Source organism: Amycolatopsis sp. lyj-112 (assembly GCF_046549055.1).
Taxonomy (GTDB): domain Bacteria; phylum Actinomycetota; class Actinomycetes; order Mycobacteriales; family Pseudonocardiaceae; genus Amycolatopsis.
Genome location: NZ_JAJPWS010000006.1, coordinates 365103 through 381506, shown reverse-complemented (window position 1 = coordinate 381506; position 16404 = coordinate 365103). Strand labels below are relative to the sequence as shown.

Genomic DNA, 16404 nt, shown 5'->3' with positions numbered 1-16404 from the left:
ACTTTACGTTGAATCGGCGGACCGAACACGGGCGATCCGTGGAAATGGAGCAGAGCGGTGCAGATCGATCACTACGTCGGCCAGTTGCTGGAGGTGCTCTCCGCGCGCCCGGACGAAGTCGCGCTGCGGGCCGGTGACGAGGTGCTGACCTCGGCCGGGCTCGCCGCCGCGATCACCGGCGCGGGGGCCGCGTTGCGGGAGCGGGGGATCGGCGAGACCGGTGTGGTGGCGCTGCTGACCGTGGGGAACAGCCCGGCGACCCTGATCGGCCGGTACGCGGCGAACCTGATCGGCGCCACCGTGGTGCACCTGCGCGGGATCAACGCGGCCGACCCGCTGGACGAACTGCCGGTCGCCACGCAGGTCGACATCGTCGACGACACCGGTGCCACCGTCCTGCTCACCGACGCGGCGAACCTGGCCCGTGCCAGGGAGATCCGCGATCGGATGGCGGAGCCCGCGATCCTGGTGGCGTTCGGGGACTTCGGGGAAGACGTCGCCGACATCACCGGTACCGCAGGCGAGGTCGAAGCGAAGGCCGACGGAACCGCCGTCCTGACCTACACCAGCGGGACGACCGGGCGGCCCAAGGGAATCGGCCGCGGTTTCGGCGGCCTGGGCGCCGTCGTGGCCAAGGCGCGGCATATGACCCAGCGGTGCACGATGCTCGTCACCACCCCGCTCAGCCACTCCGTCTCGTCCACTGTGGACGACGCGGTCGCCTCCGGTGGCACGGTGATCCTGCACGAGGGGTTCGACGCGGGCGAGGTTCTCGCCGCCGTCGAGCGCCACCAGGTCAACCGCGTGTACCTGGCCACCCCGCAGCTCTACGACCTGCTCGACCACCCCGCGCTGGCCGGTACCGACCATTCCAGCCTGCGCGAGCTCTACTACGGCGGCAGCCCCGCTTCCCCGGTGCGGCTTTCCCAGGCGGCCGAGGTGTTCGGCGCGAAACTGATCCAGATCTACGGCACCACCGAAAGCTGGGTGATCGCCGCGCTCTCGCCGGAGGAGCACCTCAAGCCGGAGTTGCTGACCACGGTGGGCAAAGCGGTCCCGTTCGTCCAGGTGAGCATCCGCGATCCGTATGTGCGGCACGAGGTTCCCGCCGGGCGGATCGGCGAGATCTGCGTCCGCTCGCCGATGATGATGGACGGCTACTGGAAGCAGCCCGACCTGACCTCGCGCGTGCTCATCGACGGTTGGCTGCACACCGGCGATGTCGGCTACCTCGACGCCGACGGCTACCTGTACCTGGTCGACAGGCTCGCCGACATGATCAAGACCAACGGCATCAAGGTCTATCCGGCCGAGGTGGAGAACGTACTGCTGGCACATCCGGACGTCGCGCAGGCCGCGGTGTTCGGGGTCGCCGACGAGGACAACGTCGAGTACATGCACGCGATCGCGGTGCCGCGCCGGGGCCGGGACGTCGATCCCGCCGACCTGGCCGCGCACGTCGCCCGCGGGCTTTCCCCCAGCCACGTACCGGCGGAGATCCGTCTCCGCGCCGAGCTTCCGCTGACCGACGCCGGCAAACCGGACAAGCTCCGCCTGCGTGAAGAGGCGAGCACCCGGACGAAGACGAACCGGCGTCCGGTCACGAACCCCAGTCACGCCAAGCCAGAGAGCGAGATGACGTCATGACCACGTACCTGGAATCCTTCCAGAGCACCATGCGGGGCGAGACCCTCCAGAAACGGGACTTCCTGGAGATCGGCAGGCAGGCCGGGCGATTCCCGACGGCCAGCCGGTACGACCAGGGCGACGAGCTCGCCGAGATCAACGTCTGGTGCAGCAACGACTACCTCGGCATGGGCCAGCACCCGGACGTGCTCGCGGCGATGAAGCGCGCCGTCGACACGTTCGGCGCGGGCGCGGGCGGTTCGCGCAACATCGCCGGTACCAACCACTTCCACGTGGCGCTGGAACGTGAACTGGCCGAACTGCACGGCAAAGAGGACGCGCTGCTGTTCACTTCCGGCTACACCGCCAACGACGGTTCGCTGTCGGTGCTCGCCGGCCGCCCGGAGAACTGCATCGTCTTCTCCGACGAGAAGAACCACGCCTCGATCATCGACGGGCTGCGGCACAGTGGCGCGGAGAAGAAGATCTTCCGGCACAACGACGTCGCGCACCTCGCCGAACTGCTCGCCGCCGCACCGGCGGACCGGCCGAAGATGATCGTGTTCGAGTCCGTCTACTCGATGAACGGTGACGTCGCGCCGCTGGCCGAGTTCGCCGCCCTCGCCCGCCAGTACGACGCGATGACCTATATGGACGAGGTGCACGCCGTCGGGATGTACGGCCCCGAAGGCGCGGGAATCGCCGCACGGGAGGGAATCGCCGACGAGTTCACCGTCGTCATGGGCACCCTGGCCAAGGGTTTCGGCACCACCGGCGGGTACATCGCCGGGCCGTCGTCGCTGATCGACGCCGTCCGCACTTACTCGCGGTCGTTCATCTTCACCACCGCGCTCCCGCCCGCCGTGGCCGCGGGCGCGCTCGCCGCCGTCCGGCACCTCCGTGCCTCGGACCGGGAGCGGGAGATCCTCGCCGACAACGCGCAGTTGCTGCACAAGCTGCTGGCCGAACGCGGGATCCCGTTCCTGTCCGACGAATCCCACATCGTCTCGATCCTGGTGGGCGACGACGCGCTGTGCAAGAAGGTGCACGAGCTTCTGCTGGAGCGGCACGGTATCTACATCCAGTCGATCAACGCGCCGAGTGTCCCGCTGGGACAGGAGATCCTGCGCACGGCGCCGTCGGCGGTGCACACCGGTGCCGACGTGCAGAAGATGGTCGACGCGCTGGACCAGATCTGGCTGGACGTCGGCCTTTCGCGTTCGTAGCCCGGAGGCTCACATGTCGTTGTCCGTGGCCGCCGTCCTCGCCGATTCGGCGGGCAGGCGGCCGGAACACCCGGCGCTGGTCTTCGACGGCGAACCGTTCTCCTACCGGGACCTCTGGGCAGGGGCGAGGCGGTACGCCGCCGCGTTCCGGGACCAGGGGATCGACGCCGGCGACCGGATCGTGCTGCTTCTGCCGAACACGCCGGAATTCCCGATGGTCTACTTCGGAGCGTTGGCGCGCGGTGCCGTGGTGGTACCGGTGCACACGCTCCTGGTGGCGGACGAGATCGCCTACATTCTCACCGATTGCGACGCGCGCGCCTTGGTCTGCGGAGCCTCCTTGCTGGAGCAGGGAGGCAAAGCGGCGGAGGCAGCGGGTGTGGATGTCCTGACCTTGCTGGAAGAACGCGATTCCGGACGGCCCCGGCTCGACGCGCTCGCCGCCGACGTCGAACCTGTCGAGCACTACGAACCCCGGGATCCGGCCGATCTGGCGTTGATCCTCTACACCTCGGGGACCACCGGCAAGCCCAAGGGCGCGATGCTGACCCATTTCAGCATCGTGATGAACGTGGGTACCACCATGCTGTCCCCGTTCGATTTCCACGCCGACGACGTCCTCCTCGGTGGTCTTCCGCTGTTCCACACCTTCGGCCAGATCTGCGGGATGGCCACCTGTTTCCGGGCGGGCGCGACGATGGTGCTGATGTCGCGCTTCGACGCGCGGCAGGCGCTGGAGCTGATGGTGACCCAGAACTGTTCGCTGTTCATGGGCGTGCCGACGATGTACGTCGCGCTGCTCGAAGCGGCGGCCCAAGACCCACGGCGGCCCAAACTCGACCGGGCCTTTTCCGGCGGCTCCTCGCTTCCGGTGGCGCTGCTGGAGAAGTTCGAGGCCGTCTTCGACTGCCCGATCTACGAGGGCTACGGCCTGACCGAGACCTCGCCGGTGGTGGCCTACAACCAGCGCGCGTGGCCCCGCCGCGCGGGCACGGTGGGCAGGCCGATCTGGGGCGTGGACGTCGAGATCGCGCGGGCCGAGACCGAGGAGCGGATCGAGCCGCTGCCCGCGGGCGAGGTCGGCGAGATCGTCGTGCGCGGGCACAACGTGATGGCGGGCTATCTGAACCGGCCGGAGGCCACGGCCGCCGCGATCGTGGACGGCTGGTTCCGCACGGGCGACCTCGGATCGAAGGACGCCGACGGTTATCTGTCCCTTGTGGATCGTAAGAAGGACATGATCCTGCGCGGCGGCTACAACGTGTACCCGCGCGAGGTGGAAGAAGTGCTGGCGCGACACCCGGCGATCGCCCAGGTCGCCGTCGTCGGCGTTCCCGACGACCGGTACGGCGAAGAGGTCTGCGCCGTGGTGATCGCCCGGCAGGCCCCCGGCGTGGACCTCGAGGCGGAACTCATCGCCTGGAGCAAGGAGCACGTCGCCGCCTACAAGTACCCCAGGCGCGTCGAATTCGTCGACGCCCTGCCCTTGGGCCCGAGCGGCAAGGTGCTCAAGCGAGAGCTGGCCGCCCGCCTCGCCCGCTGACCGCCCGCTGGGTGACCCTGAGGGCTGGATGGACGGAACGCGTGTCCAGATGGACGACACGCGTGTGTGGATGGACGACACGCGTGTGTGGATGGACGACACTAGGAGGAACTCCGGCTGCGGGTGTGCCGTCCCTCTGGTCACGTGCGTCGTCTGCCTCGGTACAGGGATCCACGCGGACCATGAATGACCCCGGCAGCGAGTTCGCCAACAGCATCATGCGACGCCCCGAAAGTGGCTTTCGCGGCAGGCCCACCTCTCGCCCGCTGCCCCCTCAAAAGCGCGGAAAGCAGCTCGGTAAGGGGCGCATAGGGGTGCGAAAGGGGTCGGTTCCCGGGCTAGCTTCGGTGTGTCGGAGGCCCGAACCGGCCGAGTCCCCACCCTCGAACCCGAAATGCGGACCATGCGAGACGAACTGATTGTGCGACCTCGGCGTGTTCGGCCGGAGTGGGCCACGGTGCTGGCCGAATTCGACCGGACCGCCGACGGGGAACGACACCGGCTGCTCGCCGCACTGATCGTCGCCGAGACCGAGACGGTGCTGGCCGGCAAGCCCGGCGGCGGGTACGACGGCGCTGTCGAGGCCGGGACGCCGTTCGCCGATCTCGGGTTCGATTCCCTGGCCGCCGTGGAACTGCACCGGCGCCTGACCGAGGCGACCGGGCTCGATCTGCCGGTGACCCTCGCCTTCGACCACCCGGCTCCGGCGGCGCTCGCGGGGTTCCTGCGCGACGAGCTTTCCGGCGAGACGGAGACCGTGGCCGAGGTGTTCGTCCCGGTGGTGGACGACGAGCCGATCGCGATCATCGGGATGGCCTGCCGCTATCCGGGTGGGATTTCTTCGCCCGAGGACCTCTGGCGTCTGCTCGCCGAGGGTGGTGACGCGACATCGGAGTTCCCCGGGGACCGCGGCTGGGACGTGGAGTCGTTGTACGACCCCGATCCCGGTGTGCCCGGCAAGACCTACACCCGGCGCGGTGGTTTCCTCGACGGCGCCGGGGATTTCGACGCGGAGTTCTTCGGGATCTCGCCGCGTGAGGCGCTGGCGATGGACCCGCAGCAGCGGCTGCTGCTCGAAACCTCTTGGGAGGTCTTCGAACGGGCCGGGATCGATCCGGCCACCCTGCGGGGGAGTGCCACCGGGGTCTTCGTCGGCGCGGAGACGCAGGAGTACGGGCCGCGTCTCGGCGGTGCGGAAGAAGGACTCGAGGGTTACCTGCTGACCGGCAACGCGGCGAGCGTCGCGTCCGGCCGCATTTCCTACGCCTTCGGTTTCGAGGGACCGGCCGTCACCGTGGACACCGCGTGTTCGTCGTCGCTGGTGGCGCTGCATCTGGCCGGGCAGGCCCTGCGGCTGGGCGAATGCCCGATCGCGGTGGCCGGCGGTGTCGCGGTGATGTCGAGCCCCGGCGGGTTCCTCGCGTTCAGCCGTCAGCGCGGGCTGGCGCCGGACGGGCGCTGCAAACCGTTCTCGGCGGCGGCCGACGGCACCGGCTGGTCCGAAGGCGTCGGAATGCTCTTGCTGGAGCGGCTTTCCGACGCCCGGCGCAACGGGCACACCGTACTCGCGGTCGTCCGCGGCACGGCGATCAACTCCGACGGCGCGAGCAACGGGCTCACCGCGCCCAGCGGTCCCGCGCAGCAGCGGGTGATCCGCCGGGCACTGGCGAACGCGCGGCTCCAACCGTCCGAAGTGGACGTCGTGGAGGCGCACGGCACCGGGACCGTCCTGGGTGATCCCATCGAGGCACAGGCGCTCCTGGCCACCTACGGTCGCGGTCGCGAATCCGGACGGCCGTTGCTGCTGGGCTCGGTCAAGTCGAATATCGGGCACACCCAGTCCGCGGCCGGTGTGGCCGGGGTGATCAAGATGGTGCAGGCGATGCGGCACGGACTGCTGCCGCGGACGCTGCACGCCGAGGAGCCCACGCGCAAGGTCGCCTGGTCGTCCGGAGACGTCGAGCTGCTCGCCGAACCCACGCCGTGGCCGGAGACCGGGGCACCGCGCCGGGCCGGGGTGTCGTCGTTCGGGATGAGCGGCACCAACGCGCACGCCGTCCTCGAACAGGCACCGGTGGAACCCGAACCGGAAGCGACTCCCGCGGACTGGCCGGCCTGGCTGTTCGCGGTCAGCGGTCGGGACGAGAACGCGGTGCGGCGTCAGGCGATCCGGTTGCGCGAGCGAGTCGGGCCGGACACCGACCTGCCCGCCGTCGCCGCGGCCCTGGCCACCACCCGTTCCGCGCTCGAACGGCGGGCAGTCGTGGCGGCCTCGGACCGTGAGGGATTGCTGGCGGGACTGGACGCGCTCGCGGCCGGAACTGATCTCCCCGGTGTCGTCCGGGGCAGTGCGAAAGGACCGGCCCGCGTCGGGATCGTCTTCACCGGCCAGGGCAGCCAGCGATCCGGGATGGGCCGCGAACTCCACCGCCGGTTCCCGGTTTTCGCCACTGCCTTCGACGACGTCTGCGACCATCTCGACCTGCAGCTGGACCGTCCGCTCACCGAGGTGTTGTTCGCCGAGGAGGGCACTGAGGAAGCCGAACTGCTGCACCGCACCGAATACGCGCAGTGCGCGCTGTTCGCCGTCGAGGTCGCGCTGTTCCGGCTCTATGAGCATTGGGGTCTGCGCCCCGATTACGTCGCCGGGCATTCCATCGGCGAGCTGTCGGCCGCGCACGTCGCCGGTGTGCTTTCCCTCGCGGACGCCGCCGCGCTCGTCGCCGCGCGAGGACGTCTGATGCAGGAGACGCGCGAAGGCGGCGCGATGCTCGCCGTCCAAGCGCAGGAGTCCGAAGTCCTGCCGCTGCTGGGCGACCGGCTGTCCCTCGCGGCCGTCAACGGTCCCCGCTCGGTGGTCGTCTCCGGCGACGAGGACGCGGTGACGGAGTTCGCCGAGGCCTTCGCCGGGCGCAAGACCAAACGGCTCAAGGTGAGCCACGCCTTCCACTCACATCAGATGGACGGGATGCTGGAGGAGTTCCGGCGGTTCGCCGAGGTGCTCACCTTCCACCCGCCGAAGATCCCGCTGGTGTCCACTGTGTCCGGTGAGCTGATCACCGAGACGTCGCCGGAGTACTGGGCGGAGCACGTCCGCCGTCCGGTGCGCTTCGCCGACGGAGTGCGGCGGCTGTACGAACTGGGCGTCGGCACGATCCTCGAACTCGGGCCGGACGCCGTGCTGACCCCGATGGCCGCCGAATGCGTCGAGGAGTTCACCGACGAATTCACCGAGAGCCCGGTTCTGGTCCCGAGTCTGCGCGGGGACCGGCCGGAAGCGCTCAGCCTCGCCGGTTCGCTGGCGGCACTGCACGTCCGCGGCACGACGTTGGAGTGGAGGAACGTCTTCGGCGAGCTGACGAAAGTCGACTTGCCGACATACGCCTTCGACAAGCAGCGCTACTGGCTGACGACCCCGGACGCCACCGGCGAGCCCGCCGCGTTCGGTCTCGGCGCCACCGGGCACCCGCTGCTGCGTGCCTCGATCACCCGCGCCGAAGACGGCGCCCTGGTGCTCACCGGCAGGCTTTCCCCGCTCACCCAGCCCTGGCTGGCCGACCACGTGGTGGCCGGCGAAGTGGTGCTCCCCGGCACGGCGCTGCTCGAAGTGGCGTTGCGGGCCGCGGAACTGGCGGGTTTCGCCGGGGTCGAAGACCTGGCCTTGGAAGCACCGCTGGTCATTCCGCCCGCCGGAGTGCAGGTCCAGGTTTCGGTCAGCGACGACGCGGTCCAGGTGTTCTTCCGTGCCACGGAAGACGACGACTGGACGCGGTGCGCTTCCGGTTCTTTCCCGGTCACCGCGGCGGAACCGGCGTTCGGGTTCGCGGAATGGCCGCCCGCCGGTGCGGACGCGCTCGACCTCTCCGACGTCTACCAGCGGCTCGCCGACTCCGGTCTCGACTACGGTCCCGCCTTCCGCTGCTTGCGCGCGGCGTGGCGTTCCGGCGACGAGATGTACGCCGAAGTCGCCGCTGTCCCGGAGATCCAGGGTGAGCTGAGCGCCTTCGGGATACACCCGGCGTTGCTCGATGCGGCGTTGCACGCCCTGGAACTCGGCCCCGCCGACGGGGGTGGGCCCGCCGCGCTGCCGTTCATCTGGTCCGGCGCGACCCTGCACGCCCACGCCGCCGACGTCCTCCGAGTGCGGTTGGGTGACTACTCGCCCAGCGGTGAACCCGGCACGTACTCGGTTTCGATGCAGGTGGCCGATGGTGCGGGCACCGCGATCGCGACCGTCGAGAGGCTGTCGCTGCGCCCAGCGCCGTCGGGACGCCGTGCTCGCGACGGCGCTTTGTTCGGCGTCGACTGGATTCCGCTCCCCGAAACCGTCGCGGCCGTGGAGTACCGGGTCTACCCGGATCTCGACGCCGTGGGGGAGACCGTGCCCCCGGTGGTGGCGATCCGGTGCGACGACGGCGATCCGGCCGAGACGACCGGCCGTGCTCTCGACCTCGTCCGGTCCTGGCTGGCCGAAGAACGGTTCTCGGCGGCGAAACTGGCGCTCCTCACCGATGGCGCCGTCGCCACCGACCTTCCTCGCCCCGGGCTGGCCGCGGTATGGGGGCTGGTGCGCTCGGCTCAGGCGGAGAACCCCGGACGGCTGGTGCTGGCGGACGTCTCCGGCGAATCCCAGCTGGCCGCCGCGTTGGCTTCGGACGAGCCCGAAGTGGCCGTCCGCGAGGGTTCCGTGTTCGCGCCCCGCGTGATCCGGGTGCCGAGCCCGGAACCCGCGGGATTCGACGCGACGGGAACGGTGCTGATCACCGGCGGTACCGGGGGTCTCGCCGGGTTGCTGGCCCGGCATCTGGTCGAGCGGCACGGTGTCCGGCGGCTGGTACTGGCGAGCCGCCGGGGCCTCGCCGCAGACGGCGCTCGGGACCTTGTCGGCGAACTCGCCGCGCTCGGCGCGGACGTCACCGTCGCCGCCTGCGACATCGCCGACCGCGCCGCGGTCGCGGGCGTACTCGCCGCGATCCCGGGGGAACACCCACTCACGGCCGTCGTCCACACCGCCGGTGTGCTCGACGACGGGACCGTCACCACACTCGACCGCGGCAGGCTCGAAGCCGTTCTGCGGCCCAAGGTGACCGGTGCGCTCGTCCTTGACGACCTGACCCGGGATCTCGACCTCTCGGCGTTCGTACTGTTTTCCTCCTCTGCGGCCACTTTCGACGGCGCCGGGCAGGCCAACTACGCCGCCGCGAACGCGTTCCTCGAAGCGCTGGCGACCCGCCGCCGCTCAGACGGTTTCCCGGGAATCGCACTCGGCTGGGGTCTGTGGGCCGAGGCCACCGGCATGGGCGGCCGCCTCGACGACGTGGAGCTGCGCCGCATCGAGCGGTCCGGCCAGGGCGCGTTGTCCGAAGTGGACGGACTCGCGCTGTTCGACGCGGCACTCGCCGCGGACCGGCCCGTGCTGCTGCCGATGCGGATGGACCTCGCCGCCCTGCGTGCCCGGGCCACCGCCGAAGGACTTCCCGCCGTGCTCACCGGACTGGTCCGCGTCGCCCGGCCCACTCCGGCGGCCAAGAGCGTGCTCGACGAGGCCGGCCTGCTCGACCTCGTCCGGGCCACCGTGGCCGCGGTGCTCGGCCACCCGAACGCGAACGCCGTCGAACCGCTGCGCGCGTTCAACGAAGTCGGCTTCGATTCGCTCGCCGCGGTGGAACTGCGCAACCGGCTCAGTGTCGCGACCGGGCTGCGGATCACCCCGACCCTGGTGTTCGACCACCCGAATCCCCAGGCGGTCGCCACGTTCCTGGCCGCCGAACTCGGCGGCGGCACCGCTGCCGAAGAGGTCACAGCGCCTACCGTGACCGACGAGCCGATCGCGATCATCGGCATGGCCTGCCGCTACCCGGGCGACGTCACCACCCCCGAGGACCTGTGGCGGCTGGTCGCGGAGGGAGACGACGGCATCTCGCGGTTCCCGGAGAACCGTGGCTGGGACACGGCCGGCGTCTACCACCCCGATCCCGATCACCGGGGCACGACTTACGTGCGTGAGGGCGGGTTCCTGCACGAGGCCGGACAGTTCGATCCCACGTTCTTCGGGATCTCGCCGCGTGAGGCGCTGGCGATGGATCCGCAGCAGCGGCTCTTGCTGGAGGTCTCGTACGAGGCCGTCGAGCGGGCCGGGATGGATCCGCATTCCTTGCGCGGCAGCACGACCGGTGTCTTCGCCGGGGTGATGTACCACGACTACGCGACCGGCCTGAACCGCGTGCCGGACGACGTCGAGGGCTACCTGGGCAATGGGACGTCGGCCAGCATCCACTCAGGACGCGTCTCCTACACCTTCGGGCTGGAAGGTCCGGCGGTCACCATCGACACCGCCTGCTCGTCCTCGCTGGTCGCTCTCCACCTGGCCGCGCAGGCGTTGCAGCGCGGCGAATGCTCGATGGCGCTGGCGGGCGGGGTGACCGTGATGGCCACGCCCGAGGTCTTCGTGGACTTCAGCCGTCAGCGCGGGCTCGCGCCGGACGGTCGTTGCAAGTCCTTTTCGGACGGTGCCGACGGCACGGTGTGGAGCGAAGGCGTCGGCATGCTTCTGGTGGAGAGGCTGTCCGACGCCCGGCGCAACGGCCACCAGATCCTCGCGGTGGTCCGGGGCAGCGCGGTCAACCAGGACGGCGCGTCGAACGGCCTGACCGCGCCCAGTGGCCCGTCCCAGCAGCGCGTGATCCGGCAGGCCCTGGCGAGCGCCGGTCTGTCCACACAGGACGTCGACGCGGTCGAGGCGCACGGTACCGGCACCCCCCTGGGGGATCCCATCGAGGCGCAGGCCGTGCTGGCGACCTACGGCCAGGACCGCGAGCGGCCGCTGTGGCTGGGCTCGCTCAAGTCGAACCTCGGCCACACTCAGGCGGCGGCCGGGGTCGGCGGGATCATCAAAATGGTGCAGGCCATGCGTCACGGTGTGCTGCCCCGCACGCTCAACGTCGGCACTCCGACGACCAAGGTGGACTGGACGGCCGGCGCGGTGTCGTTGCTCGTCGAGCCGATGCCCTGGCCGGAGCACGACAGGCCGCGCCGGGCGGCGGTGTCGTCGTTCGGGATCAGCGGGACCAACGCGCACGTGATCCTCGAGCAACCCTCGGCCGAGCCGGTGGAGTCCACTTCGGACACTGGGCCGCTCGGCAGTGACGTGTTCCCGTTCGTACTGTCCGGCAAGACCGCCGCCGCGCTGAGCGCTCAGGCGGCGAGGCTCGCGGATCACCTCGACGAGGCCGCGCTGCCCGCGGTGGCCCGCGCGCTGGCCGTGTCGCGGCCGTCGCTGGAACACCGGGCCGTGGTCGTCGCCGGAGACCGTTCCGGGCTGCTGACCGGACTGCGTGCCCTGGCGGACGGCGAGCCCGCGGCGCAGGTGGTGACCGCGGTCGCCGAGACCGGCAAGACCGCCTTCGTCTTCCCCGGGCAGGGTTCCCAGTGGACCGGGATGGCCGTGGACCTGCTGGGCTCCTCCTCGGTCTTCGCGGAGTCGATGGCCGAATGCGAAGACGCGCTGTTGTCCCATGTGGACTGGAAGCTGACCGATGTCCTGTCCGACACCACCGCGCTGGAACGCGTGGACGTCGTCCAGCCCGTGCTGTTCGCGGTGATGGTCTCGCTGGCCCGGCTGTGGCGTGCGTGCGGTATCGAGCCCGCCGCGGTGATCGGGCATTCCCAGGGTGAGATCGCGGCGGCGTACGTGGCCGGTGCCCTCTCGCTCGACGACGCCGTCCGCGTGGTGTGCCTGCGCAGCAAGGCGATCCTGGCGCTGTCCGGGCTCGGCGGCATGGTGTCGGTCGCGGCGCCGGAACAGCGCGTCCGGGAACTGCTGCCCGATGGCGTCTCCGTGGCCGTGGTGAACGGCCCGGCCGCCGTGGTCGTGTCGGGAGACATCGCCGGGCTGGACGCCCTCGTCCAACGCTGCGAAGTCGGGGACGTGCGGGCGAAACGCCTCCCGGTGGACTACGCGTCGCACTCGGCCTACGTCGACGCGATCGAACAGGACGTGATGGCCGCTTTGACCGGTATCGAGCCGCGTGAGGCCACCGTGCCGATGTACTCGACGGTGACCGGCGAACCGATCGACACCACGACACTCGACGCGGGCTACTGGTTCCGCAATCTCCGCCAGACCGTCCACTTCGACCAGACCGTGCGCCGCCTGCTGGCCGACGGGTTCCGGTTCTTCGTCGAGTCGAGCCCGCATCCGGTGCTGACCGCCGGGGTCACGGAGATCAGCGAAGACGCCGTCGCCTTGGGCAGCCTTCGCCGCGAGGAAGGCGGCCCGACCCGGTTCGTCACGTCGTTGGCGGAGGCGCACGCGCACGGGCTCAGCCCCGAGTGGGACACCGTCCTGCCGGAAGCCGGCCGGGTCGACCTGCCGACGTATGCCTTCCAGCATCAGGAGTTCTGGCTCACCGACGCCGGAGGACCGGGCGACGCCGCCGGGTTCGGGCTCGGCGCCACCGGCCATCCGCTGCTCACCGCCGCGACCGCACTGCCGGGCTCGGGCGGAACGCTGCTCACCGGCAGGCTGTCGACGTCGTCCCAGCCGTGGCTGGCCGACCACGCGGTACTCGACACCGTTCTGTTGCCGGGTACGGCGTTCGTGGAACTCGCGTTGCAGGCCGGGGCGCAGGTCGGCTACGGCCGGATCGACGAACTCACCCTCGAAGCCCCGCTGGTCCTGCCCGCCGAGAGCGGAGTGCGGATTCAGGTCGTCCTGGGATCCGAAGTGGACGGACGACGAGAGATCACCGTCCACTCCCAAGACGGCGAAGTCTGGACCCGGAACGCCTCCGGTTTCCTTTCACCCGGCGGAAGCGACGGCGAGAGCCTGACCGAATGGCCGCCCGCCGGAGCATCGCGGATCGATCTCGACGGCTACTACGACGACGCGGCCGAGCAGGGTTACGGCTACGGTCCGGCGTTCCAGGGCCTGCGAGCGGCCTGGAGCCGCGACTTCTCCGTCTTCGCCGAGGTCGCGTTGTCCGAAGCCGAGACTTCCGACGCCGACAGGTTCGCGCTGCACCCGGCTTTGCTCGACGCCGCCCTGCACGCCATCGGCGCCGGTCAGCCCGGCGGCGCGGCGGAACTGCCGTTCGCCTGGACCGGTGTCACGGTGCACGCCGTCGGCGCCACCGCACTGCGGGTCCGGCTCACCCGCGCCGAGGACGCGGTCTCGCTGACACTGGCGGACCCGGCCGGAGCACCGGTCGCCACGGTCGAAGGCCTGGTCACACGGCCGGTCGACGCCGGCCGGCTCGGCACCCGGCAGCCCGATTCGCTGTTCCGGGTCGGCTGGACGCCGGTGACCGCGCCCGAGAGCACGAGCACGCCGTCCATCACGACGCTGGCGAACGGCGACCTCACTTCCCTCGCCGAGGTTCCCGACGTGGTGGTCGTGCCGGTGAAGTCCGAGACCGGTGACCTGACCGAGGTCGTGCACCGCGCCACCGCGCGAGTGCTGGACCTCGTCCGGACCTGGCTCGATGACGACCGTTTCGCCGGCTCACGGCTGGTCTTCCTCACGTCGGGTGCGGTGGCGGACGACGACGTCCGCGACCTCGGGGCCGCCACGGCCTGGGGCCTGGTGCGGTCCGCGCAGGCGGAGAACCCCGACCGGTTCGTCCTTCTCGACGCCGATGGTGAGCCGGACTTCGCGGAAGTCCTGGCCACCGGCGAAGCCCAGCTGGCCGTGCGCCACGGAGAACTGCTCGTTCCCCGGCTCGCCAAGGCTTCCGCCGACGGCACACTGACCCCGCCCGCCGAACCCGCCTGGGCCCTGGACGCCACCCGGCGCGGCACCCTGGAAGGCCTGGCGCTCGTCCCGGCACCCGACGCCGTCCGGCCGCTCGCGGAAGGCGAAGTCCGCGTGGCGGTGCGTGCCGCCGGGATCAACTTCCGTGACGTGCTGATCACGCTCGACATGTACCCCGAGGACAACGCGGTCATGGGCAGCGAGGGCGCCGGCATCGTCACCGAGGCCGGTTCCGCCGTCACGGATCTGAAGCCGGGCGACCGCGTTTTCGGCCTGTTCGACGGCGCGTTCGGCCCGCTCGCGATCGCCGACCGGCGCACCGTGGCGAAGATGCCCGCCGGCTGGTCGTTCACCGACGCGGCCGCGCTGCCGGTCGTCTTCCTCACCGCGCACTACGGGCTCGTCGACCTCGGCGGCCTCGGCCCGAGCGACAAGGTGCTGATCCACGCGGCGACCGGCGGCGTCGGGATGGCGGCGATCCAGCTCGCCCGGCACCGGGGAGCCGAGGTGTTCGCGACGGCCAGCCCCGGAAAGTGGGCTGTACTGCGGGAACTGGGCTTCGACGACGACCACATCGCGTCGTCCCGTTCGGTCGACTTCGAAGACCGGTTCGGCGCGATGGACGTCGTGCTGGACTCGCTCGCCAAGGAATTCGTCGACGCCTCACTGCGGATGCTCGGCCCGGGCGGCCGGTTCGTGGAGATGGGCAAGACCGACATCCGCGACGCGGGCAAGGTGGCCGCCGACCACCCCGGCGTCACCTACCGGGCCTTCGACCTGCTCGACGCCGGACGGCCGCGCATCGGCGAGATCCTCGCCGAACTGCTCGCGCTGTTCGACGCCGATGTGCTGACGCTGCCGCGGACCACCGCCTGGGACGTCCGCCGCGCGCCGGAGGTGTTCCGGCTGATGAGCCAGGCCAAGCATGTCGGCAAGAACGTCCTGACCCTTCCGTCCACCATGGACTCCGAAGGAACCGTGCTGGTCACCGGCGCCACCGGGACCCTGGGCGCGCTGGTCGCCCGGCACCTGGTCGCCGAACACGGGGTGCGGCATCTCCTGCTCGTCGGGCGGCGTGGCCGGGCCGCCGGGGGAATGGCGGAACTGGAAGCCGACCTGACCGCCGCCGGAGCCACCGTCACGATCGCCGCCTGCGACGCGGCCGACCGGACCGCGCTGGCGGCCTTGCTCGCCACCGTCCCGGCCGGGCATCCGCTGACCGGCGTCGTCCACGCGGCCGGTGTTCTCGATGACGGACTGGTCGCGGCACTCACTCCGGAACGGCTGGCGAAGGTGTTGCGGCCCAAGGTCGACGCCGCGGTCAACCTGCACGAACTGACCCGCGACGCGGACCTCGCCGAGTTCGTGCTGTTCTCCTCGGCCGCGGGTGCGTTCGGCGACGCCGGACAGGGAAACTACGCGGCGGCCAACACCTTCCTGGACTCGCTGGCCCGGCATCGTCGCGCGCTCGGCCTGCCCGGCGTGTCCTTGGCCTGGGGTTTCTGGGCCCAGCTCAGTGGAATGACCGGTCACCTCGGTGAAGCGGACCTGGCCCGGCTCAAGCGGTCCGGGATGGCGCCACTGTCCACAGAGGACGGCCTGGCCTTGCTCGACGCCGCACGGGTGGGCTACGAACCCGCACCGCTGCCGATGCACATCGACCTCGACGCGCTCCGCGGCGCCGACGAGGTGGCGCCCCTGTTGCGGGGACTCGTCCGGGCACCGATGCGTCGCGCGGCGGTCGCCGCGGAGACGTCGGGGCTGGCCGACCGGCTCGCGCTCTTGACGCCCGCCGAACGCGGTCGCGCACTGCTCGATCTCGTGCGAGGCCATGTCGCGGCCGTGCTCGGTTTCGCCGCGCCGGATCAGGTCGGCGTCCGGCAGGCGTTCCGTGAACTGGGTTTCGACTCCCTGAGCGCGGTCGAACTCCGCAACCGGCTGAACGCGGCGACCGGGCTGCGCCTGCCCGCCACCGTCGTCTTCGACCACCCCACGCCCACCGCGCTCGTCGAGCTGCTGGGTGAACACCTGGTCCCGGACACCGGGAGCGCCGAAGACGGCGAGGTGGCCAAGATCGGCGCCGCGCTGGCCGCGGTGCCGCTCGATCGGCTTCGCGATGCCGGTGTCCTGGAACTGCTGACGCGCCTGGCCGATCCCGGCTACCGGCCCGCCGAAACCCCGTCCGGGGCGGACATCGACGAGATGGACGCCGACCGGCTGATCGAACTCGCTTTCGACGCTTCCGAACCCGCCTGACG

The 16404-nt window shown here is 70.8% G+C and carries 4 protein-coding genes; all 4 read left to right on the top strand.

From position 1 onward, the window contains the following. The first annotated feature begins 57 nt into the window (after window positions 1-57). The 4 genes from ACLJRL_RS22590 to ACLJRL_RS22575 all read left to right on the top strand — a co-directional run bounded on the left by ACLJRL_RS22590 (window position 58) and on the right by ACLJRL_RS22575 (window position 16402). Window positions 58-1647 carry an AMP-binding protein gene (locus ACLJRL_RS22590; RefSeq protein ID WP_410658226.1) on the top strand — a complete coding sequence of 530 codons (1590 nt, stop codon included), beginning with the start codon at window positions 58-60 and terminating at the stop codon, window positions 1645-1647. Further along, window positions 1644-2852, top strand: coding sequence for a 5-aminolevulinate synthase (hemA, locus tag ACLJRL_RS22585; RefSeq protein ID WP_410658225.1), 1209 nt, complete (start codon window positions 1644-1646; stop codon window positions 2850-2852). Before ACLJRL_RS22590 ends, hemA begins: the two co-directional genes overlap by 4 nt. A gap of 13 nt (window positions 2853-2865) precedes the next feature. After that, window positions 2866-4395 (top strand): long-chain-fatty-acid--CoA ligase, encoded by a 1530-nt coding sequence (locus tag ACLJRL_RS22580; RefSeq protein ID WP_410658224.1) that lies wholly within the window; start codon window positions 2866-2868, stop codon window positions 4393-4395. A gap of 349 nt (window positions 4396-4744) precedes the next feature. Next, window positions 4745-16402, top strand: coding sequence for an SDR family NAD(P)-dependent oxidoreductase (locus tag ACLJRL_RS22575; RefSeq protein ID WP_410658223.1), 11658 nt, complete (start codon window positions 4745-4747; stop codon window positions 16400-16402). The last annotated feature ends 2 nt before the right edge of the window (window positions 16403-16404 follow it).